This is a genomic window from Thermocrinis ruber (genome assembly GCF_000512735.1).
Taxonomy (GTDB): domain Bacteria; phylum Aquificota; class Aquificia; order Aquificales; family Aquificaceae; genus Thermocrinis; species Thermocrinis ruber.
In genome coordinates, this window is sequence record NZ_CP007028.1 from 14,936 (window position 1) to 35,573 (window position 20,638).

27 protein-coding genes and 1 tRNA gene are annotated in these 20,638 nt (G+C 47.4%); 18 read left to right on the forward strand and 10 right to left on the reverse strand.

What is annotated here, in order from left to right:
- Nucleotides 1-1,845 carry a tRNA uridine-5-carboxymethylaminomethyl(34) synthesis enzyme MnmG gene (gene mnmG, locus THERU_RS00085; RefSeq protein WP_025305248.1) on the reverse strand — a complete coding sequence of 615 codons (1,845 nt, stop codon included), beginning with the start codon at nucleotides 1,843-1,845 and terminating at the stop codon, nucleotides 1-3.
- 19 nt (nucleotides 1,846-1,864) lie between these two features.
- Here mnmG and THERU_RS00090 point away from each other — a divergent pair, with 19 nt between their 5' ends.
- A complete protein-coding gene (locus THERU_RS00090) occupies nucleotides 1,865-2,212 on the forward strand; it encodes a hypothetical protein (RefSeq protein WP_025305249.1) in 348 nt (115 codons plus the stop codon).
- Nucleotides 2,190-2,630 carry a ribonuclease H-like YkuK family protein gene (locus THERU_RS00095; RefSeq protein ID WP_025305250.1) on the forward strand — a complete coding sequence of 147 codons (441 nt, stop codon included), beginning with the start codon at nucleotides 2,190-2,192 and terminating at the stop codon, nucleotides 2,628-2,630. The genes THERU_RS00090 and THERU_RS00095 overlap by 23 nt, the downstream gene beginning before the upstream one ends.
- Here THERU_RS00095 and fliN read toward each other — a convergent pair.
- The 8 genes from fliN to THERU_RS00135 form a co-directional block, all read right to left on the reverse strand.
- Nucleotides 2,627-3,016, reverse strand: coding sequence for a flagellar motor switch protein FliN (gene fliN / locus THERU_RS00100; protein WP_025305251.1), 390 nt, complete (start codon nucleotides 3,014-3,016; stop codon nucleotides 2,627-2,629). The two genes, THERU_RS00095 and fliN, sit on opposite strands and share 4 nt — an antisense overlap.
- Before the next feature lie 21 nt (nucleotides 3,017-3,037).
- On the reverse strand, nucleotides 3,038-3,469 hold the full coding sequence (locus THERU_RS00105; protein WP_025305252.1) for an RrF2 family transcriptional regulator: 432 nt from the start codon (nucleotides 3,467-3,469) through the stop codon (nucleotides 3,038-3,040).
- Between the two features lie 46 nt (nucleotides 3,470-3,515).
- Entirely contained in the window at nucleotides 3,516-4,358 is an 843-nt protein-coding gene (locus THERU_RS00110; protein WP_025305253.1) for a hypothetical protein, read from the reverse strand.
- On the reverse strand, nucleotides 4,345-5,781 hold the full coding sequence (locus THERU_RS00115; RefSeq protein WP_025305254.1) for an ArnT family glycosyltransferase: 1,437 nt from the start codon (nucleotides 5,779-5,781) through the stop codon (nucleotides 4,345-4,347). The genes THERU_RS00110 and THERU_RS00115 overlap by 14 nt, the downstream gene beginning before the upstream one ends.
- Nucleotides 5,778-6,359: a glycerol-3-phosphate 1-O-acyltransferase PlsY gene (gene plsY, locus THERU_RS00120; protein WP_025305255.1), complete on the reverse strand. Its 582-nt coding sequence runs from the start codon at nucleotides 6,357-6,359 to the stop codon at nucleotides 5,778-5,780. The genes THERU_RS00115 and plsY overlap by 4 nt, the downstream gene beginning before the upstream one ends.
- Nucleotides 6,341-7,579 (reverse strand): epoxyqueuosine reductase QueH, encoded by a 1,239-nt coding sequence (locus THERU_RS00125; protein WP_025305256.1) that lies wholly within the window; start codon nucleotides 7,577-7,579, stop codon nucleotides 6,341-6,343. The genes plsY and THERU_RS00125 overlap by 19 nt, the downstream gene beginning before the upstream one ends.
- The gene (locus THERU_RS00130) at nucleotides 7,576-9,033 is read right to left on the reverse strand and encodes a leucyl aminopeptidase (protein WP_025305257.1); all 1,458 of its coding nucleotides are present in this window, start codon (nucleotides 9,031-9,033) and stop codon (nucleotides 7,576-7,578) included. The genes THERU_RS00125 and THERU_RS00130 overlap by 4 nt, the downstream gene beginning before the upstream one ends.
- Nucleotides 9,034-9,051: 18 nt before the next feature.
- Nucleotides 9,052-9,127, reverse strand: a tRNA-His gene (locus tag THERU_RS00135).
- Between the two features lie 25 nt (nucleotides 9,128-9,152).
- Between THERU_RS00135 and THERU_RS00140 the strand changes: the two genes are divergently transcribed.
- The gene (locus tag THERU_RS00140; protein WP_025305258.1) at nucleotides 9,153-9,578 is read left to right on the forward strand and encodes a molybdopterin-guanine dinucleotide biosynthesis protein B; all 426 of its coding nucleotides are present in this window, start codon (nucleotides 9,153-9,155) and stop codon (nucleotides 9,576-9,578) included.
- On the opposite strand, the gene THERU_RS00145 is transcribed toward THERU_RS00140, so the two are convergent.
- On the reverse strand, nucleotides 9,547-10,494 hold the full coding sequence (locus THERU_RS00145; RefSeq protein ID WP_025305259.1) for an SAM-dependent methyltransferase: 948 nt from the start codon (nucleotides 10,492-10,494) through the stop codon (nucleotides 9,547-9,549). The two genes, THERU_RS00140 and THERU_RS00145, sit on opposite strands and share 32 nt — an antisense overlap.
- Before the next feature lie 103 nt (nucleotides 10,495-10,597).
- On the opposite strand from THERU_RS00145, the gene THERU_RS00150 reads away from it, so the two are divergent.
- From THERU_RS00150 to THERU_RS00220, 15 genes are all read left to right on the forward strand, one after another.
- Nucleotides 10,598-10,834 carry a sulfurtransferase TusA family protein gene (locus tag THERU_RS00150; RefSeq protein WP_025305260.1) on the forward strand — a complete coding sequence of 79 codons (237 nt, stop codon included), beginning with the start codon at nucleotides 10,598-10,600 and terminating at the stop codon, nucleotides 10,832-10,834.
- 12 nt (nucleotides 10,835-10,846) lie between these two features.
- Nucleotides 10,847-11,377, forward strand: a complete 531-nt coding sequence (locus THERU_RS00155; RefSeq protein WP_025305261.1) for a DsrE/DsrF/DrsH-like family protein — start codon at nucleotides 10,847-10,849, stop codon at nucleotides 11,375-11,377.
- 11 nt (nucleotides 11,378-11,388) lie between these two features.
- On the forward strand, nucleotides 11,389-11,805 hold the full coding sequence (locus THERU_RS00160; protein ID WP_025305262.1) for a DsrE family protein: 417 nt from the start codon (nucleotides 11,389-11,391) through the stop codon (nucleotides 11,803-11,805).
- Between the two features lie 119 nt (nucleotides 11,806-11,924).
- Nucleotides 11,925-12,653, forward strand: a complete 729-nt coding sequence (locus THERU_RS00165; protein ID WP_038531910.1) for a 4Fe-4S dicluster domain-containing protein — start codon at nucleotides 11,925-11,927, stop codon at nucleotides 12,651-12,653.
- A 47-nt stretch (nucleotides 12,654-12,700) separates the two neighbouring features.
- Nucleotides 12,701-14,065, forward strand: a complete 1,365-nt coding sequence (locus tag THERU_RS00170; RefSeq protein WP_025305264.1) for a heterodisulfide reductase-related iron-sulfur binding cluster — start codon at nucleotides 12,701-12,703, stop codon at nucleotides 14,063-14,065.
- A gap of 54 nt (nucleotides 14,066-14,119) precedes the next feature.
- Nucleotides 14,120-15,178 carry an FAD-dependent oxidoreductase gene (locus tag THERU_RS00175; RefSeq protein WP_025305265.1) on the forward strand — a complete coding sequence of 353 codons (1,059 nt, stop codon included), beginning with the start codon at nucleotides 14,120-14,122 and terminating at the stop codon, nucleotides 15,176-15,178.
- Nucleotides 15,175-15,912 carry a hypothetical protein gene (locus THERU_RS00180; RefSeq protein ID WP_025305266.1) on the forward strand — a complete coding sequence of 246 codons (738 nt, stop codon included), beginning with the start codon at nucleotides 15,175-15,177 and terminating at the stop codon, nucleotides 15,910-15,912. The genes THERU_RS00175 and THERU_RS00180 overlap by 4 nt, the downstream gene beginning before the upstream one ends.
- A 2-nt stretch (nucleotides 15,913-15,914) precedes the next feature.
- Nucleotides 15,915-16,673: a 4Fe-4S dicluster domain-containing protein gene (locus THERU_RS00185; protein ID WP_025305267.1), complete on the forward strand. Its 759-nt coding sequence runs from the start codon at nucleotides 15,915-15,917 to the stop codon at nucleotides 16,671-16,673.
- Between the two features lie 12 nt (nucleotides 16,674-16,685).
- Nucleotides 16,686-17,645, forward strand: coding sequence for a CoB--CoM heterodisulfide reductase iron-sulfur subunit B family protein (locus THERU_RS00190; RefSeq protein WP_025305268.1), 960 nt, complete (start codon nucleotides 16,686-16,688; stop codon nucleotides 17,643-17,645).
- A gap of 9 nt (nucleotides 17,646-17,654) precedes the next feature.
- On the forward strand, nucleotides 17,655-18,110 hold the full coding sequence (gene gcvH / locus THERU_RS00195) for a glycine cleavage system protein H (RefSeq protein WP_025305269.1): 456 nt from the start codon (nucleotides 17,655-17,657) through the stop codon (nucleotides 18,108-18,110).
- Nucleotides 18,110-18,367, forward strand: a complete 258-nt coding sequence (locus tag THERU_RS00200) for a thioredoxin family protein (RefSeq protein ID WP_025305270.1) — start codon at nucleotides 18,110-18,112, stop codon at nucleotides 18,365-18,367. The genes gcvH (THERU_RS00195) and THERU_RS00200 overlap by 1 nt, the downstream gene beginning before the upstream one ends.
- Nucleotides 18,364-18,753, forward strand: a complete 390-nt coding sequence (locus THERU_RS00205) for a DsrE family protein (protein WP_025305271.1) — start codon at nucleotides 18,364-18,366, stop codon at nucleotides 18,751-18,753. The genes THERU_RS00200 and THERU_RS00205 overlap by 4 nt, the downstream gene beginning before the upstream one ends.
- A gap of 24 nt (nucleotides 18,754-18,777) precedes the next feature.
- A complete protein-coding gene (gene gcvH, locus THERU_RS00210) occupies nucleotides 18,778-19,224 on the forward strand; it encodes a glycine cleavage system protein H (protein ID WP_025305272.1) in 447 nt (148 codons plus the stop codon).
- Entirely contained in the window at nucleotides 19,215-20,222 is a 1,008-nt protein-coding gene (locus THERU_RS00215; RefSeq protein WP_025305273.1) for a radical SAM protein, read from the forward strand. The genes gcvH (THERU_RS00210) and THERU_RS00215 overlap by 10 nt, the downstream gene beginning before the upstream one ends.
- A 5-nt stretch (nucleotides 20,223-20,227) precedes the next feature.
- Complete coding sequence (locus tag THERU_RS00220) at nucleotides 20,228-20,626, forward strand: DUF2203 domain-containing protein (RefSeq protein ID WP_245565824.1); 399 nt, start codon at nucleotides 20,228-20,230, stop codon at nucleotides 20,624-20,626.
- Nucleotides 20,627-20,638 lie beyond the last annotated feature (12 nt).

Here is a 20,638-nt window from a genome sequence, read left to right on the forward strand (position 1 = left end):
TCAGTCTAGCTTACCCAAAAATGCCAGCAGGGCTGTTATGGTTGCCGGTGTTATGCCATCTATCCTGCTAGCTTGCCCCACCGTCAGCGGTCTGAACTTTTTGAGCTTTTCCCTCGCCTCGTTTGTGAGCCCGGGTACCTTGTCGTAGTCTATATCCTCTGGAATGGGTGTATCCTCAAGCTTCTTTAATTTTTCGTTCAACTTCCTCTCCCTTTCTATGTATGGTTCGTATTTTAGCTGGATCTCCACCTCCTCCGCCACGTAAGGATGCTCTGGCACGCTAACTCCAAGCTCTTTTAGATCCCAGATGGAACGCTCAGAGGTCAAGAGTTGAGAAAGACTGTAAGCCCTAACATCGGAGCCTATGGCAACGGATACCTTATACCCTTTGTAGAACTCAAGCCAAGCTTGAATTTCACTTTCTAACTCTTTTACCAGTTTATACTGTTCTTCTGTCAAAAGCCCTAGCTCTCTTCCAAGCTTGGCAAGCCTCAAAATGGCATTGTCCTGTCTCAAGTAAAGCCTATACTCAGAACGTGAGGTGAAAAGTCTGTAGGGTTCCGTCACACCCTTTGTGGTAAGGTCATCCACCATTATACCAATGTAGCTCTCGTCCCTTCTAAGATATATGGGCTCTTTGCCAAAAGCCCTCAGGGCAGCGTTTATGCCAGCAAGAATGCCCTGTCCAGCCGCTTCCTCGTACCCTGTGGTGCCGTTAAAGTTGCCCGCATGAAAGAGTCCTCTTATTTTCTTGGTCTCCAAGGTGGGATAAAGTTCCGTCGGAGGCACCACGTCATACTCTATGGCGTAAGCTGGTCTTATCAGCTCCACCTTTTCAAGCCCGGGGATAGACCTGTACATCTCCCACTGAATTTCCTCCGGTAAAGAGGTGGAAAGTCCATTGGGGTAAATCTCTATGGTGTCCCAGCCTTCAGGTTCTAAAAATATTTGGTGTCTTTCCTTATCGGGGAACTTTACCACCTTGTCCTCTATGGAGGGGCAGTACCTTGGTCCTATGCCCTTTATGAGCCCACCGTAGAGGGCAGTTCTATGAAGGTTCTTTCTTATGATCTCGTGGGTCTTTGGAGTGGTGTAAGTGATCCAGCAGAGGGCTTGGGGTTTACCCTTTTCAAACCAATAGCTTCCCACGGGCTCTGTCCAGAAGGAGAACTTTGGGGGTGGGTCATCACCCGGTGCGGGTTCAAGGACAGAAAAATCTATAGTCCTCCTGTCCAACCTTGCGGGAGTACCCGTTTTGAACCTCATTAGTGGAAAGCCGTGCCTTTTGTAAAAGTCCGCTAGTCCCGTGGAGTTTGGCTCCCAAGCCCTACCGCCCGGAAAGGTTTTATCGCCTATGTAAATAACTCCGTTCAGAAAAGTACCCGTGGTGACCACCACAGCCTTTACTTTGTATTCAAGCCCAAGGCGAGTTTTTACTCCCACCACTCGGTTGTTTTCCACGATAATATCCACCACCTCGTCCTGTTTTATGTGAAGGTTCTCCTGATTTTCGCAGACCCTCTTCATATACTCCCTGTATGCCTTTTTGTCCGCCTGAGCCCTCGGAGACCAAACCGCTTTGCCCTTACGGGTGTTTAACATCTTAAACTGAATGCCCGTGTGGTCTATAGCCTTTCCCATCTCTCCACCAAGGGCGTCTATCTCCCTCACTACAATACCCTTTGCTACGCCACCTATGGCAGGGTTGCAGGACATCTGTCCGATGGTGTCTGCGTTCAGCACGAACATAACCGTTTTGGCACCCATACGGGCACTCGCCAGCGCCGCCTCTATGCCCGCATGACCACCACCAATAACCGCCACATCAAACTCATCCACCAACATAGGGATAAAATATATACCAATGCAACTTAGGGAACTAAGTGAAAGACAGAGGGAGTTTTTGAAAACGGTTTTTGAAATGGAAGAGTTGCCTTTAGATCAGGAGTTGGAGGAGTTTTTGAAATCCAAAGGTTGCAAGCTTTATAGTTGTCTTGGTTGTGGAAAGCTCATATTTCACGATAACTACGAGTTTTGGAACCTGACTGATTGCTGTGATGATAACTCCAAGCTGGTGGAAGGAGGGCTTTTGTGTGAAGTATGCTATGGCAGAAGCGCAGAGAACTTGAAAGATTGGATTCTTTTTAGACCTACCTATATGAAGCCCGTAGAGTTTAGAGGTAAGTTCAATGCCTCAGATAAAGAACTTTGACGAAGTCAGGGAGTTTATAAAAGGCACCTCAGAGAAGACCGCCATATATGTGGGTTGCGATTCAAGGCAGGTAAACGATAGCACCATCTTTGTGATAGTGATAGTGGTTCATATAGATTCATGCAGGGGTGCCAAGGTCTTTTGGAAGACGGAAAAAGTAAAGCGCATAAGGTCCCTAAGACAAAGGCTCATGGAGGAGGTAAGCAGGGCTGTTTACACCGCCCTGGAGCTCATAGATGTGGTAGGCAACAGACCCTTTGAGGTGCATTTAGACATAAACCCAAACCCACAGCACAATTCCTCTGTGATCCTCAAAGAAGCAATAGGGTTTGTGTTGGCACAGGGACTAAAGCCAGTGGTAAAGCCCAAGGCGATCGCTGCCTCCTCTGTAGCGGACTACATAACAGGAAAGTACTAAAGAGCCCTTTTTACCCTCTCCTCCCTCTCCACAATGTCCGTGATCTTTACACCAAACTTTTCTTCCACCACAACGAGTTCTCCTTTTGCTACCAGCTTGCCGTTCACCTTTATATCCACGGGTTCTTCCACCAAGTTGTCCAATTCTACCACAGAGCCAGGACCCAAATTCAGAATTTCCCCTAAGGTCAAAGTGGTGGAGCCAACAACCACCTCTATTAGCAAGGGTAGGTCAAGGAACTTTTTTAGCTTTTCCTGAATATCCGGTGTCAAAACTTCCCCTTTTTCCTCCCTCTCTTTTTCTTCCTGTTCCTTTAATGTTTCCTGCCAGAGGGAGGATAGACCCTCACCTTGGGTTTGTGCTTCTTCCCTTTTTTCCTCTTCCATGGGACTAATTATATTACTTTTTTACTGGTTAGCCTCTCCATGTTTTTCTTCAACTCCAGCCAACTCTGTAATGGTGGTGGAGGTCAAATACTCCATTATGTGTTCCCTCAGAGCTATCCATTTGTCATGAACTGCACAGGGTGAACTTCGCCATTCTTCACATCTTCCTGGTCTTAGGGCACAGTAGTCTAAACGATAGTCCTCGTCCAAATACTTTATTACATCGTATATTGTGATCTTCTCTGGTGGGATCATAAAAGTAAATCCACCGTTTGGGCCTTTGTAGGACCTTAGCACCCTTTCCTTAACCAGTTTGTGGAGTATGTTTGATAGAAAAGGTTTTGGAATGTTTTGGGCTTCTGCGATCTCCTCCACCTTAACAAGCCTATCCCTGTTCAAAGCCAAGTAAGCAAGCGCCAGCAGGGCATATTTAACAGTTTCTGAGTAGATCATAATAATATAATATACTCTCAAACAGAAAGCCTACAAACTGACGGACTTAAAAGGATTTAACCCTTATCTCCGAAAGGCATCCCACGAACCTCAACCCAAAGTAAAAACCAAAGGCTTTAAATTTATAGCTATAAACCTTTAGCTGATAGCTTCCCTCCTCCTCAAGGTTCAGGGTAAGCAAAGGTTGGTCATAGACCTCAAATAGTCCTCCGTCTCTATATACAAGCATCAGCACCTTTTTGCCTTCCACCTTGAGGTTCAAATGCGCCTTTGGGAGAGGCGCATCCAGCGGAGGGTTTAATTTTGGAGGGCTGTATATGGAAAAGCTGAGTTCCCTACCCACCACTGGGTAAAAGGAGAGCATGCTATCGCAATCTGGATAGGCAAGGTTCCACCGTTTTCCCAAGACAAAAAAGTAACTTGGAAGCTCTCCCAGAGGGGTGGAAACGAGCACAGGAAGGTCAGAAAGGACTGGTTTGCAATCCTTTGGTTTCAAAAGTCCGTAGGGGTCTTCCCTCTCCGAAAAGGTTATAAGCTTGGGCACATAAGAAAAGATAAAGTAAAAAAAGAGACTCAGTCCGCCCAAGTCTCTGTATCCATAGCCTTCTGGTACATTACCTCTTCTGATGCGCGGGGAGTAGTCAATGGAGTGTCCAAAAGAAAAGGTTATACCCTTTTCTTCTAATGCCCTTTCCAAGGAACCTGGCCTTCCAACACCTCCATCAAGGGCAGTTTTTACACCAAAGACCACCTTGCAGGTTTTCTGATAGGGCAGTGGAGCAGGCTTTGGGGGTGCGTAATTTACATGAACTGCATAAAAGACTGGGGTAAGATGGTAAAAAAGGTAGCCCAAAATATAAAAAGACAGAAGCCACCTAATAACCTTCAAACATTCTTTCCTCCCTTATTGTGTGTTTGTAGTTTTTAAGCTTGTATATATGGAACTCTTTAACCACCTCTCCCCTCCAGCGGATGGGTAAAACCCTGTGCTCTATTATACCCTCAAAGCCCTCCAAAACTCTGCTATCAATGGGTGAATAATCCACGTATATGCCGTCTTTGCCTATGTAGCTCTTCATACTTTCTCTCCAAAGGTCATACTGGTTCATACGCCTTCCAAGGTTTATACAGTAGGTGCGTGGGTTTCCCCGTGTGTAAAAGGCAAGCTCTGCGGATATTTGATAGTGGGGGCTAAGGATTATTTCCTGTCCTGTGTAGAGTTTGCTCACCTCTTTACCCAAAAGTTCCCAACCTATTGCCACTTTGACTGGGTCTCTGTTTGGGGGCAAAAGTTTTTTTAACCCCACCTTGTCCAAAATTGGGCTGAAGTGGAGTAAGATAAAGAGGACAAAGCTCAAAGCGTATGTGGGCTTCAAAAACCTGCTTTTGGAAAGATAATAGCTCGCCAGCAAAAAACCGCCAAAGTAGGCAAAACCAGACCAGTTGGCTTCCACATGCTTTCTCAAAGACAGGGCTAAAAAGAACAGAAAGACGGGAAGAGAAAACACTGTCAAAAAGCCAAGCCTTCTGTCCTTCCAGCCCAAAAGCCATCCCTTAAGCATAAAAAAGAAGGGAAGGATTGAAACCAAGAGCAACTGCCCTCCTAAATACTCCAAAAGGCTATTTGGATTAAAAAGGCTTGCATGCTTGGTCGCCAAGGTGGAAACATGCTTAAAGGAAACAAACTGATGCTTGTAGTTCCAGTAAAGCACCGGCAGACTCATAAAAAGGGGTGGCAACAGGCTAAGGTAAGTTTTGGCAGACAAAAGTAGCTCTCTTTTGTATATGCTGAGGTAAAGCAAGGCTAAAGGCAAAAGAAAGACCGCCGGGTATTTACTCAAAAAGGCAAAGCCAGAAAAAACGCCCAGCAACAGCCACCAAAAGGCACTGTTTTTTTCCAACGCATACCAAAAGGCTATCAGGCTCAAGCTCCAAAAGAATATCAGCAGGGCGTCTGTAGTCATGAGAAGGGAGTTGATAGCCAAGCCCACGGAAAGCTGGGGAAGGGTTGAAGAAATTATCGCAACCCTTTCGTCAAAGAGTTTTCTAGCAAAAAAGTAGGTAACGATGGACATCAAAAAGGATAGAACGATCGGAGTAATCCTAACCGCCAGTTCGGTGTTTCCCAAAAGGGATGTGGTTAAAAAGTTTGCGTATGCCACCATAGGGGGCTTTGAGTAGTAGCTCAGGTCCAAGCGCCTTGACCAGTCCCAGTACTGGGCTTCTTCGGGGGTAAGATCTAAAGGAGAATAAAGCACATAGAGAACCCTGAAGAGAAAAAGCAGAAGATTAAAGCCCAAAACAAACTTCATCTTTTAAAGCCAAGCTCTGTCCCCTCCAAAAGCCTTTTTATGTTATCTCTATGCCTGTAAAAGATAAAAACGCCAATTATAAGGCTCATCAAAAAGAGTTTAAAGGGCAACAAAAAGAGGGACAAGACCACCGCAAAGGTGCAAGCACTGAGGGAAGCCAAGGAAACATAGCCCTTTAGCTTAAAAACCAAAAGCCAAACCAATAGGGAAAGAACTGCTAAAAAGGGAGAAATGCCCAAAAGCACCCCAAAGGCGGTTGCTACACCCTTGCCCCCTCTAAAGCCATGGAAGACAGGGTACAGATGCCCAAGAAAGGCAAAGAGCCCCACAAAGAAGGTAGTCCAACTATCAAGACCAAAGTAAAACCTTGATAAAAGAATTGGAAAAAAGCCTTTAAAAAGGTCCAGCAGAAAGACCAACAGGGCATACTTTTTGCCCAGAGCCCTTGCCACGTTAGTAGCACCCACGTTGCCACTACCCACCGCCCTCAAGTCTATGCCCTTACTCTTTGCCACCACCTCCCCAAAGAGCACAGAACCCAAAAGATAGGCAAAAACCACTAAAAGCAGGGCATCCATTGAGCTTCCCTTACCTTTATTCCCAAGCGTTCCTCTAAGAACCTGCTACCGCTCCTGCCCAAGGACTCAGCACCTAGCAAGGCTACCGCCAAGCTCCCTTCCCTTATTTCCTTCTCTTTCTCTTGTATGAAATTACAGATTTCTTGCAGGCTGACGCCCCTTTGGTCTTGTAGCGTATCCACAGGAAAGCCCAAGACCTTCTCAGCCCCTTGAGAACCCACCAGCAGGACGCTTGAGGTGTCCCAGCTTAGCTCCGCCTCCAATTGGGCACTTATAGGTTTTTCCAAGAGCATTTCCCTGTAGCTTTTATCCACCAAAAAGGTAGGGTCTGAAATAGGATTTATATCCTCAATGGGTCTATCCTGAAGCCTTTCCAAAAGCACCACCTTTAGACCCTTTTTGTAGTAGAGGACATCCTCCGTTACTTCTTCCGGCTTGCCCTTTAAGATGCCCTTGATAGCCCTTGAAAAGGGCACCACATAGTGAGGGATGGCTACCTCTCCCACCTTCAAGCTTGAATGCAAGAGTTTCCAGTTTAAAAAGGAGAACTCCCACTCCTTACAGGATAGACCGAGCTTTTCTGCAAAGAGCCGAACCTCTTTTATAAAGAGCCTTTCCTCCCTACTGCCCGGTCTTCTTCCCCCAAAGGATATAAGGTCCCACATTGCCTTTTCCTTCTTCTGTTTGAAAAGCCCGTATATGCATCCGCAGTAATCTTGGTGGTAAAGCTCAAGCTCCTTTGAAAGCCTATACATCTCTTGCGTACCACCACCCTTTCTGTAATCCAGCGCCAAAAACTCTATGCCTTCAGATTCTGAGAGCCTCCTGCCCACCTCCGAAAGGGTCTTAAAGTCCTTTTTCGGACTCATCAAAAGGGTTGTGGTAAAGTGTGTAGCAGAGATCTCTTTGGCAAACCTTACAGACCTTTGTAGTCGGTAGTCAAAACAAACCTCACACCTTTTTCCCCTCTCTGGTTCCTCTTCTAAGCCCTTTACCGCGTTCATCCAACTTTCCAGGTCGTACTCTCCTTCATAAAGGGTAATGCCCAGATGATGGCACGTTCTTTCGGTCTCCAAAAGCCTCAGCCTGTATTCCTCGTATGGATGTATGTTTGGGTCGTAAAAGAAGGCACAGATCTCCGCCTGTGGAAAGTCTTCTCTTAGCCTTTTTAGAAAATAGACTGCATCAGGAGCACAGCATACATGCACCAATATTTTCATTGATATTTCTCCATCAGATACTCTACGCAAGTTCTAAGACCAAAGCCCGTGGCACCCTTTGAGTAATAGTCAAACTCCTCTTTGAAGTAGGCAGGTCCAGCTATGTCCAAGTGGACCCACTTTATGCCTTCCTTCACAAACTCCTCCAAAAACATGGCGGCGGTTATGGCACCACCATACCTTCCACCGCTATTTAGAACATCCCCATCGCCCTTCTTGATCTTCTCCCTCAGCTTTTTGTCATCCATGGGCAACATCCAGAGCCTTTCCCCAGTCCTTTTGGAGACCTTTATAAGCTCCTCTCCAAATTCTGGGTCGTTGGTAAAGAGCCCCGCAGTGTATTCTCCGAGGGCTACCATACAGGCACCCGTCAAAGTGGCCAAATCTATGATCCAAGAGGGCTCTAAGTTTGACGCATAAGAAAGGGCGTCCGCCAAGGTAACCCTACCCTCCGCGTCCGTGTTGTCTATTTCAATGGTCTTTCCGTTCATTGCCCTTATGATGTCATCAGGTCTGTATGCGGTTCCGCTGGGCATGTTCTCCGCTGCACCTATGATCCCGTGCACCTCCACTGGGAGCTTTAACTGGGCAACTGCCTTCATAATACCCAAAACAGTGCAAGCGCCCGCCTTGTCCATCTTCATAGTCCTCATATAATCGCCCGTCTTTATGTTCAGTCCTCCACTGTCAAAGGTCAAACCCTTGCCCACAAAGACCACCCTATCCTTTGGCTCACCCTCTGGCTTATAGGTAAGGTGTATGAACCTGGGTGGTGTTGCGGAGCCCTTTCCTACACTCCAAAGGGCAAGCATGCCCATCTCCTGAATTTGCTTTTCATCATAGACCTTACACTCAAGCCCGTGCTCCTGCGCAAGCTTCTGGGCTATTTCCGCAAGGGTTATAGGGTTGATCACATTGCCCGGCTCATTGACGAGGTCCCTTACAAACCTTTGGGCGTTTGCCAGGATCTGCCCGATTCTTATTCCTCTCTCGTCTCCTTTATAGATTTCTACCGTAGAAAGCTTCGTTTCTTCCTCTTCCTTTTGGGTTTTATACTTGTCAAAGCGATAGTCTCCGAGGATGGCACCCTCCGTTATGGCTTGGGTAGTCTTTTCGTCCAAATTTTCCCCCGCATACACAAAAAGGCTTTGGACCTTGTCCTTCTTTGCCCTTTTGACTATGAGGGCTGTCGCCCTTCTAAAGCTATCTATGTGCACCTTCTCCTTTGGACCCAAGCTCCCCAAGTACAAAGTTATAACCTTTCCATCCTTCAAAAGGTTAAGCTTTGCAGTGGAGCCCTCTTTACCCTTAAAGTTCTCTGCAGACATCAAAAGCTTGACATCCTGCACCAGATCCTTTAAAAAGTTCAGGTTGGATTGATCATCCTCGTAGAGCAGGATTGCTATAGGACATTGGACATTCTCTATAGTTTTATCAACAGAAAGGACTTCCATGGGTGCCTCCTTTGATGGTGGGGAGGGTGACGGGACTCGAACCCGCGACCCGTGGATCCACAGTCCACTGCTCTACCAACTGAGCTACACCCTCCTTACGATAAATAAAATTATATCCAATGGACAAAAAACTCAAGCTGGTATTCTTTGTGGGATATCATAACAGCGGAAAGACAACCCTTATAGAGCAGGTTGCCAAAAGGCTCACGGAGATGGGCTACAAGGTAGCCTATTTAAAGCATGACCCAAAGGGACACGCCCTAACAGACAAAGAAGGCAGTGATACCCACCGGCTCTTTCAAATTCTACCAAAGGTATGCATAGTATCTCCGGGAAGGATCACCCTCTATGAACGCACGGATGAAGAACTGGAGGATTTAGTTCAAAGATACTTTTCTGACTTTGACTTTGTCCTGTTGGAGGGTTGGAAATCTATAAAAGGCTACAAAAGGGTAAGCCTTAGCCCGGAGCTAGAGGGCTTTCCCGCTTACAAAAAGAGCCTTCAGGAGGTTCTCAGCTACCTTTTCTCTGAAGAAGAACTTTGAACCTCTCTCCCATGCTTATGAGCATGGTTTTTAGTCTTGATAGCCTCTCCAAAGCCTGCGGGCTCTGATCTTCTGCTACCGCAGAGAGTTCTTCAACGAACACCTTTGAGGAGAGCAAAAAGTCCCTTTGGTTTTTAAAAAACACCACCTCAAGCCCGAAGTCCTTGCCGTATTCCATCAGTGCCCTGAAGTTGACGCTTGCGGTTATGTCAAAGGGCTCGCTGGAGTATATATCCTTTACGAGTCTGTGCCCCCTGTAGCCCACCACTGTGCCAGCCTTTGGGAATTCCAAATAACCATAATCTACGGTTAAAATGTAGCCCTCCCTGAGCTTCCTTGCGAGTTCCCCCAAAAACTTCACACAATCCAAACACACCTCGTAGGCAACATCTTCCTCCTTCATCCCGAGCCTTTCCATATAGTCCTTCACCTCCAAATCTTCCAAAGGCAACCAAACTTCCTTTCCATCTTCCAAATAGAGCTCCTTCCCACCTTTGGCGATCCTAACCGGAAGGCAATCAAAGAATTCGTTGGAAAGCACCAAACCAGAGAACTCTGGCACTTCATCCACCCAAAAGACTTTACCCTCAAAATCCCTTAAAAGCCTCCTTTGCCTTTCTTTTAAACCCTGGCTAAAGTCGTATATAAGATAGTGCAGTCTTTCAAAAAGCTCAGGACTGTAGAGCTTTAGAAAGCTCAGAATATCGTAAGCAAGTGTCCCCCTTCCCGCACCCAGCTCCAGAATGACTGACTGTGGATGATCCTTCAAAAGCTCACTGGCGAGCTCTCCCACCGCATAGCCAAAGGCTCTGTCTAACTCTGGTGCAGTAAAAAAGTCCTGTCCTATGTCTCTGCATTGGCTATAATACTCCAAGGACTTTTCCTTCATAAACTGATAAAAGCTCTTTAAAGGCATGTTTATAACCTTCTCTTATAGCTCCATTAGAAAATTCTAATAACCCTTCCAATTGGTGGATTAATATAATACTATTGCAAAACTTTTTATAGGAGGTGTAAAGATGGCTACGATAACTCCAGACAAAACCTTGGATGCGTCTGGACTTAACTGTCCTCTTCCCGTGCTAAAGACCAAAAAGGCATTGGAGGAGCTCCAGTCCGGGCAGGTGTTGGAGATAATAACCACAGACCCCGGTGCAAAGGCAGACATACCCGCCTTCTGCAACAGAACAGGACACCAACTCTTGGAAGTGGTAGAGGAGGGTGGCAAGATCATATTCTATGTGAGGAAAAAATAAGGAGGGAGTGCTATGGCTGAAAGATTAGCCATAATAGCCACAAAGGGCACCCTTGACATGGCCTATCCACCTTTGATCCTCGCCTCCACCGCCGCATCCCTCGGAGTGGAAACTGCCATATTTTTCACCTTTTATGGGCTAAACATTATCCACAAGCAGAAAATGCATCAGCTCAAGATTGCCCCCATCGGAAACCCAGCCATGCCTATGGCCTTTCCACCATCCATGCAAAACCCCATAACCAACGCCATATCCTCCATATTACCCGGACCTCCTCAAATAATGGGCATAATCCCCGGTATGACGGACCTTATGACTTATATGATGAAAAAGACCATAAAAGAGCACGGTGTGGCAGATATTCCAGAGCTTTTAGAAGCATGCAAAGAGGCAGGTGTAAAGCTCATACCCTGCCAGATGACCATGGAGCTCTTTGGCTACAAGTACGAGGACCTTATAGATGGTCTTGAGCCACCAGCGGGTGCAGCCACCTTCATTAACTACGTTTTAGAATCAGAAAAACCGATGATAATCTTTGTATAAGGAGGTTATAAATGGCTTACGAAAAGGTACTCTTCTACATCCTTACTGTACCATTTTTTGTTAGGGCAGAGCCAGCCACTGGAGAGCTCATCAACCCCCAAGCTGGTGCTCCTTTCTTCCTGGCAACTGCTGCCGCCAGCATGGACTACGAGGTGGAGATGGTCATAACTTCCGAGGCTGGATTTTTGCTAATGAGGGATAACGCCAAAAAGGTAAAGGTAAGACCGGGTGTGGAGCAAACCGTCTATGACTTTATAAAGATGGCAAAGGACGCTGGTGTGAAGATCTACCTCTGCGTGCCTTCTTTGGACCTCACAGAGGAGTATAAGAAAGAGGATGTGAACCCCGAACTGTGCGACGGTATTATAGGCGGTGCAGCCTTCTTGGACAAGCTAATGAGCGGTGAGTATGCGGTCATTACCCTTTAACTCTTCCCCCTTTTTACACACCTTTATAAGCTTATCCTTATATGCTTATAAGAAAAATTTAATTGCTTTTTCTGAGAAAGCTCATATGTTTATGCTTATTAATTGCAGGAGGTGATACCATGGATGGACACAATTATGGATATAACCTGCCCATCTCCGAGAAGACCAAGATGGTCCCTTGGGAAGAGAAAGTCAGGATCGTGGAAGAGGTAAAATCGGACTTTAGGTTTAAGGAATACATCTTTGGCTGTCTGAACTGCGGTGTTTGCACTGCATCCTGCCCATCCAACAGGTTCTTTGATTTCTCCCCACGGGAGATCGTCCAGAGGTTCTTAGAGGAAGATGTAGAGGTCCTCTACGATATGATGCACGAATACATCTGGGCTTGCTCCCAATGCTTTACCTGTTGGATCAGGTGTCCCTTTGTGAATAATCCCGGTGGGCTTGTGGCAATAATGAGAGAAGTTGCGGTCCGCAACGCCTTTGAAGCAACAAAGGACCTTCTAAAACCTTACGGAAGGGTTCTGCTAAAGGTTATGACCACCGGAAACCAGCTATCCGCCGACATGCTACAGCCCGACTTCTTCCCCGACTGGGGTCCCAAGATGGCAGACAACATGGAAAACCTCAGGGCAAAGAGACTTGCCATTCCCTTTGATGTGGGTAAATCTGTGAAGACCGCTTGGGAAGTATCCTTGGAAACCGCCATAGAAATGTACACCATCTGGAGAGAGACGGGCATCTTTGAAATGTTAGAGAAGTTGGACCCCAACCTTTACAACGTCATAATGGACATTGTGGAGGAGAACGAAGAGAGATACCAAGAGCTCTATGGAGAGGAAGAATGAGCTTACAAAAGGGCTTGAAGCCCGAAAAAACTTAAGGAGGTGTTACCATGGCACACGCCAAGTTAGAGTCTAAATGGGGCTATGTTAGCCCAGGGGGTATTCTCAGGTACCCCGAAGAGCCACCCTTCCCAGTGAAGGAGTATGACGCCCACTACGACCATATCTTTGAAATGATGGAAGAGCTGGAGGCTAAGGGCGAGATCCTCATACACAGGATCACGGAGGAGCATCAACCCATACCCGTCTATACAAGGACTGGAAGGATCAAGCTCATCCCTACCAACAAGCTTTGGCACCACAAATCCTGCGGACAGTGTGGAAACATACCCGGATATCCCGCTTCACTGTTCTGGTTTATGAACAAGTTTGGACTCGATTACCTTAACGAGCCTCACCAAACTTCCTGCACCGCTTGGAACTATCATGGTTCCGGAACTTCCAACCCCGTAGCCTTGGCTGCAGTTTGGCTCAGGAACATGCACCAAGCTTGGAAAACTGGGTACTATCCCCTCATTCACTGCGGAACATCCTTTGGTTCTTACAAGGAAACCAGGGAACAGCTCATAATGAACAAAGAGCTCAGGGATGCGGTAAAGCCCATCCTCAAAAAGCTCGGAAGGCTAACAGAGGACGGAAGGATCGTTATACCCCAAGAGGTGGTTCACTACTCCGAGTGGGTCCACGCTATGAGATACAGGATCAAAGAACTCTACGAAAAGGAAGGTAAGGCAAAGGGTATAGATGTCTCCAATGTTAGGGTTGCCATACACAACGCCTGCCATACCTACAAGATGATCGCCGACGACTATCCCTACGACCCAGAAGTTTACAACGGACAAAGACCTGCCGCATCCACCGCAGTTATAAAGGCACTGGGTGCCCAGGTGGTAGATTACTCCACATGGTATGACTGCTGTGGCTTTGGCTTTAGGCACATTCTAACCGAAAGGGAGTTCACCAGGTCTATGGCGATCCAAAGGAAGCTTAAGGTGATCGCAGAGGAAGTAAAGGCAGACGTAATCATTACCCACGACACGGGATGCACCACCACCTTTGAAAAGAACCAGTGGATCGGAAAGGCACACGGCATGTATTACCCTGTGGCGGTAATGTCCGATGTAATGTTTGCTGCACTTGCCTGCGGAGCTCATCCATTCAAGATTGTCCAGCTCTACTGGAACTGCTCCCACTACGAACCACTTCTTGAGAAGATGGGCATCACCAACTGGAGAGAGCTCAAGAAGGAATGGGAAGACACCGTTAAGTACATCTCCGAGCTTGAAAAGGCTGGCAAGTATGACGAGCTGATGGAATTCTTCAAGGAATACGACCTTTATGAGCCCTACAGCAAAACCTCCACAGGAAAGCCTAGGGCATCTGCCACTGCCAATATGCCATTGTTTAAGTCCTAAGCTTTTTTGGGGGCTTTTGCCCCCTTTAATAAACACTTTATAGGAGGTTTGGTTATGGCAAAGAGTGTGCTGGTAATTGGTGGAGGACCTGCCGGTTTGGGAGCGGCAAGGATCCTTGGAAAGCTTGGTATACCAACTATCCTGGTGGAAAAAGAGGACAGGTTAGGTGGGAACCCTATCCTGAACCACTATCACACCCTCATACCCAGAAAGCTAAAGCCAGAGCAGGTGCTCGGTCCCTACATCAAGGAAGTTGAAAGCAACCCCAACGTGCAGGTCAAACTAAAGACGGAGCTTACCGCCTGTGAGGGAGAGCCCGGAAGCTACAAGGTTACCCTCTCCAACGGTGAAACCCACGAGGTGGGTGCTATAGTGGTTGCCACGGGCTTTGAGCACTTTGACCCAAGGAGAAAGGGAGAGCTAGGTTATGGACTGTATCCGGACGTGATCACCAACCTAGAGCTTGAACAAATGTTCTCCAAGGAAGGAAGACTTTACAGACCTTCAAACGGACAACTGCCAAAGAGGGTAGCCTTTGTTTTCTGTGTGGGTTCTCGGGACAGACAGCTGGGTGTAACCAACGTGCACTGCTGTAGATATGGTTGTGCCCTGTCCGGTCTGCAGGCTATGGAAATAAGACAGCACTATCCCGATGTGGATGTCTTCTGCTACTACATGGATGTTAGAACCTACGGAACTTGGGAGTATCCCTTCTACTGGGCACCCCAAGAGCAGTATGGCGTAAGGTACGTAAGGGGTAGGATAGCGGAGATAACCTACAGCCCTGCAGACGGTAGGCTAAGGGTAAAGCACGAAGACACCATCGTCCAAAGACCTGCCGAAGTACCTATGGACTTGGTGGTCCTTGTGCTTGGTATGGAACCATCCGCGGGCACAAAGAAGGTAGCTAAAATACTGGGACTTGCTCAGGACCCAGACAGCAAGTTCTTGGTTCCATCCGAAGAGTCTGGCTCTAACATCATCTCCAACAAACCCGGTATATTCATAGCGGGTGCCTGCAAGGGACCCATAGACATAGAGTCCTCCCTCTCCGAAGGTGAAGCGGCCGGTGCAGAGGCTGCAGCCTTCGTGGGTGCAAAGGTAACGGTATGAAGAAACTTGCAGTTTTAGACGATTTTTTGGTTAGGGATTATCTCATAAAGATCCTCGGAGAGGGTGAGGAGTTTGTCCAAGAGTTTTACAAGGACCTCCTCGCCAAGTCCCTCCTTTTCCAAAAGAGCTTGAGCAAGGAAAACCTTGCTTCTTTGAGCAAAGAAGACCTGGACCGCATCTTAGAAAAGGTATTCTCTGTGAGGAGAAAGAGACAAAGGCTCGTAGAAGAGACGGGCGTGGAAAATCTAAAAAGGGCTATAAGCGACCTGCTTTATGGAAAGGCTAAGAGCTGGGAAGAAAGGGTGGAAAATTTTGTAAAGTCCATAAAGGGTGTGGATAGAAAGGCAGCGAGGGACTTGGCGTCTGAGCTTTTGCACTTTACGTTCCCAGAGGATTATGTGCTGTGGACCAGCTGGATATGGGACCCCGAAAGTGAGAGCGGAGCGGTGGTCTTCCTCAAGGAGGAGCCCCCAAAGAGGCATATGTACGGAGAAACCTACGAGGAGTTTGAACAGATCTACAAACAGATACAAGAGAAGCTCCTTGATTTTGGTATAAAGGTAAAGGGCTACCTTTTTGTAGATATCTTCCTTGCCATGATATACGCCACCTATGTGGATTACATGACGCTATCCACCATGCATAGCGCCAAGGGCTTTTTCCCACCGGCTGGTGTCATGGCAAGGAGACTTTTAGGTGTTCAAAGACCACAAGACATTGAATTGGAGGTTTAGCCATGGCAATACACGAAAGAAGCTTAGTAGAGCCAGAAAGAATTGTAAGGAAGGAAAGATTAGTTATTGACGGGGTGGATGTATCAGGAGACTGGAACCTGATCATCCTCCCTCGTGTGATCAACGATTATGACCTGGACTTTGCCAAGGAGATCATAAACTCCCCAGACGGAAAGACCATAACCCTATGCTATCAGTGTTCATACTGTACCGCTTCTTGTCCGGTGCACAACTATTGGGATGAGCGGTACAACCCAAGGCACTTTATATACTTGGCAAGGCTTGGGCTCATTGATGAGCTTCAAAAACGCGCGGATGTAATGTGGAGGTGCGTGTCCTGTCATAAATGCACCCACAGATGTCCAAAGGGTGTGCTGGTGGAAGAGGTGCTAAAGGTAATCCTCAGAACTATGGCGAAGAAGGGTCTCATAGACGAGTACCCTTCCAAGAAGTTTGACAAATTCTTTACCGAATCGGTCCTTGAGTACGGAAGGATAGAGGACGGAGAATTGCTCTTTGGTTGGATTGAAAAGCAAGGCTACAATGTGGTAAAGGACCCCATCCTGAAAAAGCCCATACCCTTCCTCGGAGAAACACCCGAGTGGCTAAAGCAGTTGGTAATGAAACCCATAAAGTCCATGAACATTAGCTTTTTGGTCCTGAACGCCAAGCACATGCTCTTCCATCCAAGGACCAAAAGTTGGAACAAGTTCAAGCAAGTTCTAAGAAAAGTTATGCAAGAAGAAGGAGCACTAACTTAAGGAGGTATAAAGATGGGTGTTATTGGTAAAAGGGTTGCCTATTATCCAGGTTGTTCCTTAGAGGGTGCCGCGAGGGCTTATGATGTATCCACCAGAATAGTGGCAAGGGAGCTAGGTTTGGAGCTGGATTATCTGGAAGATTACAACTGCTGTGGTGCAATGGAGTCCAAGAATATTACCTTTATGGGCACCTTGCTTTTGAACGCTCGGAACATGTCTTTGGCAAGAAAGCAAGGGCACGATGTGATCGTGGCACCCTGCAACGGATGTTCTTTCTCCCTGCAGAGGGCAGAATACTTCTTGCAAACGGACAGCAAAATCTTTGAAAGGGTCAATGCCCTTCTCAAAGAAGGTGGTGTGGACCCCTTGGACAAAATTCCTGAGACCTATCACATCCTAGAGTGGTTCTATCACGAGGCAGGACCTCAGAAGGTAAAGGAGAAGACCAAAAGACCCCTCAGAGGGCTAAAGGTTGCCAACTATTACGGATGTCTTTATACAAGACCTCACTTCTATGCTAGGACGTACTCCCACGCAGGTGGTCAAAGTGAAGAGGCAAGACCAAGGAGAAGGGAAACTGCCGATGACGACGAACATCCCTACTACATGAATGCCCTTTTGGAGGCTGCGGGCGCTACCAGTGTAGAGTTTGAGCCCATGCATACCCAGTGCTGTGGAGGACCACACTCTCTGTCTGACGAGCAAGTATCTGAGAAGTTTGTTATGATGATCCTGCAGACCGCCAAGAGAAATGGTGCAGACATTATAGCTACCGAATGCCCCCTCTGCCACGCATCTCTGGAGATGTACAGACACAGGCTCATGATGAAGGGCGTGCCCGATGTGGATGTGCCCGCCGCGTACTTCACACAACTCTTGGGCTTGGCTTTTGGATACAGCGCCAACGACGTTAAGCTGAAGGATAACCTTTCGGACCCTCTGCCCGTGCTAAAGAGGCTTGGGTTGGCTTGAGGCGGAAGAATGGAAAAGGAGTGGGAATATAACGGCTGTATAATCCCACTGGACCTGTACTACGAGATAGAAACCCAAACGTGGTTGAGGATAAACGAAGATGGGACTGTGACAATGGGTCTTACGGATGTGGGGCAGGTCCGGGCTGGGCGCCTGCTCCACGCCCGTATAAAGGACGTGGGTAAATACATAAAGAAGGGAAAGCCGGTGGCATCCCTTGAAAGTGGTAAGTGGGCGGGACCCATAAACGCCCTAGTGGAAGGAGAGGTGGTGGAACGCAACGAAAAGGTTTTAGAACAGCCAGACATAATAAACTACGACCCTTACGGAGAGGGCTGGATCGTGAGGATGAAGCCGGTGGACTTGGAAAGGGACCTAAAGGATCTGCTCTATGGACCCCAAGCCATAGAAAAGATGAGAGAATACATAGATGAATGGGACATAATCTGCATGAGGTGTACGTGATGGCGGCAAAGGACAAACATGTGATCCTTTTGGTCTCTCAATGGTGTGCCACATGTCCCGATGCGGACGCCCTCTGGCAAAAACTCCAAAAGGAGTATGGTTTTAAGTATGAAGTTTTGGATGTGGCACAGCCGGAGGGTAGAATGTGGGCAAAGAAGCTCGTAATTAGGGCTGTCCCCTCCACCATCATAGACGGAAAGCTTGCCTTTGTGGGCGTCCCGTCAGAAGAGGAGGCAAGGAGGGCTATAGAGTCGTGAAGGTTGTGATCCTTATGACCAGCGGACCCAGAACTCCCTGGAGATGTGCGTCGCCCTTTTACATTGCTGCGTTGATGGCTTCCAACGACGCAGAGGTGGAAATGTTTTTCAATATGGATGGAACAAGGCTCCTGAAAAAGGGTGTGGCAGAGAGGATTTTGCCCGCAGAGCCAAACTGTTTGAGCGTCAACGGAAAGAAGTTGAAGACCGTTTACGATTTTATGAAGGACGCTAAGCAGGCAGGAGTTAAGTTCTACTCCTGTAAGCAGGCTATAGACGCTTTAGGTTACAAGCCGGAGGAGCTGATCCCAGAGCTGGACGGTATTGTGCCGGCCAGTGAGTTCGCCCTCAGGGCGATGGAGGCAGATAAAGTAATCACCTTTTAAAAATCTTATAAAGGAGGGTATAGCATGGCAGTAGTGAATGGGTGCAACATACCCGAGGACCTGCTTTACGATGTGGACCCAGAGGCCAATGCCTTCACATGGGCAAAGGACAATGGAGATGGCACCTTTACCATAGGGCTAACGTCCATAGCGGCCGCAATGGCTGGAAGGCTCGTTGCCTACACTCCCAAGAAGCCCGGCAGGGTGATAGAAAGGCGTAAAAGTGTAGCCACCATAGAAAGCGGTAAGTGGGTGGGACCCGTGCCTACGCCTCTAACCGGTGAGATAGTGGAGATAAACGAAGCCCTCAAGACAAACCCCGCCTTGGTAAACGATGACCCCTACGGTCAAGGTTGGATCGCCAAGATAAAGCCCACCAATCCTGAAGAAATCAATCTACTGCTTAAGGGACAGGCAGCTGTGGATGCCCTAACAAAGGTAGCCAACGAAAAGGGTATAAAGTGCGGATAATTCAAAACCTTGAGGGGGTCTCTTCCCCCCTCGATCAAGAACTTTTAGAGGAGCTCTTTGAAGGTTTCAAGGTAAGGGAAGAGAACTTCGGGAAGAAGGTTTATTTTTATAGCCCTGGCTTCAAGCACTACCAAGTGGAAGACTTTTACGTAGCCACTGGTCCAAAGTTTGTGGATGTTTCCATAACGGGTAAAAACTGCGAGCTTATGTGCGACCACTGTGCGTCCAAAATCCTCTGGCACATGATTCCCGCCACCACACCGGAGGAGCTAAAAAGGGTTGGAGAGGAGCTAAAAGCCAAAGGTATTGAAGGCATACTAATATCTGGCGGTTCCAACAAGGACGGAGTGGTAGAGCTCTACCCTTTCTTTGAAGCCATTGCTTATCTCAAAAAGGAGCTGGGATTGATCACCACCTGCCATGTGGGACTTGTAGACAGGGAACTGGCAAAGGGCCTAAAAAAAGCCGGCGTAGATGCAGTACTTATGGATGTGATAGGAGATGATAGGACCATAGCGGAGGTTTATAAACTGCCCCATAAGTCCGTGAAAGATTACGAGGAATCCCTGGCACTTCTTAAAGAATACAACCATAAGATAGTGCCCCATGTGATCATTGGACTCCACTATGGGAAGATCTTGGGTGAATACAGGGCAATAGACATGATCTCTAAGTTTGACCCAGATGGTCTGGTTTTAGTGGTAGTTATGCCCTACTACGGAAAGGCAAAGTTCCAACTTTTACCCCCACCCACGCCGGAGGAATGTGCAAAGGTCTTTTTGCACGCAAGGTTGAAACTACCAAAGACGCCGGTGGTTATCGGCTGTGCAAGACCTGCAGGACCTGAGAGGATCAAGATGGACCTCTATGCCCTCTATGCGGGCGTCAATGGTATAACCTTCCCCGCAGAAGGTATTTTAACCCACGCTAAAGAGATAGGTCTGGAGCCAGTTGTATCTCCAAACTGTTGCTCAACGGTAATACTGCCTATAAATTAATAACCATGCAGATGAAGGTTTTTGATTTAGACACCGCAAGAGAGACCTTAGTTGTAATCAAGCCCATAGTGGAAGAGATAAACACCAAGAGAATGGAGCTAACGGAAGCTTATGAAAGACTTCAGGAGGAGCAGGACCCCCTTGAAAGGATGTATCTAGAATCCCACATAAAGGACCTGGAAGCGCTAATAGACTCCCTTTTTAGAAAGATAGAAGCACTGGGCGGAGTGATAAAGGGTATAGACCCAATACTGGTGGATTTCTTGAGCTTTCATAAAAACAGATACATCTGGCTCTGCTGGAAAGAGGACGAAGATACCATAATGTACTGGCATGAGCTGAACGAGGGCTTTGCGGGTAGGAAACCAATAAGCCTTTTGGAAGAGGAAGAGGATATGCTATAATTTAACCGCCTC

Coding starts and splice junctions, on each gene's coding strand:
- mnmG (WP_025305248.1), bottom strand. CDS start 1,845: ATGTTGGTGGATGAGTTTGATGTGGCGGTTATTGGTGGTGGTCATGCG.
- THERU_RS00090 (WP_025305249.1), top strand. CDS start 1,865: ATGCAACTTAGGGAACTAAGTGAAAGACAGAGGGAGTTTTTGAAAACG.
- THERU_RS00095 (WP_025305250.1), top strand. CDS start 2,190: ATGCCTCAGATAAAGAACTTTGACGAAGTCAGGGAGTTTATAAAAGGC.
- fliN (WP_025305251.1), bottom strand. CDS start 3,016: ATGGAAGAGGAAAAAAGGGAAGAAGCACAAACCCAAGGTGAGGGTCTA.
- THERU_RS00105 (WP_025305252.1), bottom strand. CDS start 3,469: ATGATCTACTCAGAAACTGTTAAATATGCCCTGCTGGCGCTTGCTTAC.
- THERU_RS00115 (WP_025305254.1), bottom strand. CDS start 5,781: ATGAAGTTTGTTTTGGGCTTTAATCTTCTGCTTTTTCTCTTCAGGGTT.
- plsY (WP_025305255.1), bottom strand. CDS start 6,359: ATGGATGCCCTGCTTTTAGTGGTTTTTGCCTATCTTTTGGGTTCTGTG.
- THERU_RS00125 (WP_025305256.1), bottom strand. CDS start 7,579: ATGAAAATATTGGTGCATGTATGCTGTGCTCCTGATGCAGTCTATTTT.
- THERU_RS00130 (WP_025305257.1), bottom strand. CDS start 9,033: ATGGAAGTCCTTTCTGTTGATAAAACTATAGAGAATGTCCAATGTCCT.
- THERU_RS00140 (WP_025305258.1), top strand. CDS start 9,153: ATGGACAAAAAACTCAAGCTGGTATTCTTTGTGGGATATCATAACAGC.
- THERU_RS00145 (WP_025305259.1), bottom strand. CDS start 10,494: ATGCCTTTAAAGAGCTTTTATCAGTTTATGAAGGAAAAGTCCTTGGAG.
- THERU_RS00150 (WP_025305260.1), top strand. CDS start 10,598: ATGGCTACGATAACTCCAGACAAAACCTTGGATGCGTCTGGACTTAAC.
- THERU_RS00155 (WP_025305261.1), top strand. CDS start 10,847: ATGGCTGAAAGATTAGCCATAATAGCCACAAAGGGCACCCTTGACATG.
- THERU_RS00160 (WP_025305262.1), top strand. CDS start 11,389: ATGGCTTACGAAAAGGTACTCTTCTACATCCTTACTGTACCATTTTTT.
- THERU_RS00165 (WP_038531910.1), top strand. CDS start 11,925: ATGGATGGACACAATTATGGATATAACCTGCCCATCTCCGAGAAGACC.
- THERU_RS00170 (WP_025305264.1), top strand. CDS start 12,701: ATGGCACACGCCAAGTTAGAGTCTAAATGGGGCTATGTTAGCCCAGGG.
- THERU_RS00175 (WP_025305265.1), top strand. CDS start 14,120: ATGGCAAAGAGTGTGCTGGTAATTGGTGGAGGACCTGCCGGTTTGGGA.
- THERU_RS00180 (WP_025305266.1), top strand. CDS start 15,175: ATGAAGAAACTTGCAGTTTTAGACGATTTTTTGGTTAGGGATTATCTC.
- THERU_RS00185 (WP_025305267.1), top strand. CDS start 15,915: ATGGCAATACACGAAAGAAGCTTAGTAGAGCCAGAAAGAATTGTAAGG.
- THERU_RS00190 (WP_025305268.1), top strand. CDS start 16,686: ATGGGTGTTATTGGTAAAAGGGTTGCCTATTATCCAGGTTGTTCCTTA.
- gcvH (WP_025305269.1), top strand. CDS start 17,655: ATGGAAAAGGAGTGGGAATATAACGGCTGTATAATCCCACTGGACCTG.
- THERU_RS00200 (WP_025305270.1), top strand. CDS start 18,110: ATGGCGGCAAAGGACAAACATGTGATCCTTTTGGTCTCTCAATGGTGT.
- gcvH (WP_025305272.1), top strand. CDS start 18,778: ATGGCAGTAGTGAATGGGTGCAACATACCCGAGGACCTGCTTTACGAT.
- THERU_RS00220 (WP_245565824.1), top strand. CDS start 20,228: ATGCAGATGAAGGTTTTTGATTTAGACACCGCAAGAGAGACCTTAGTT.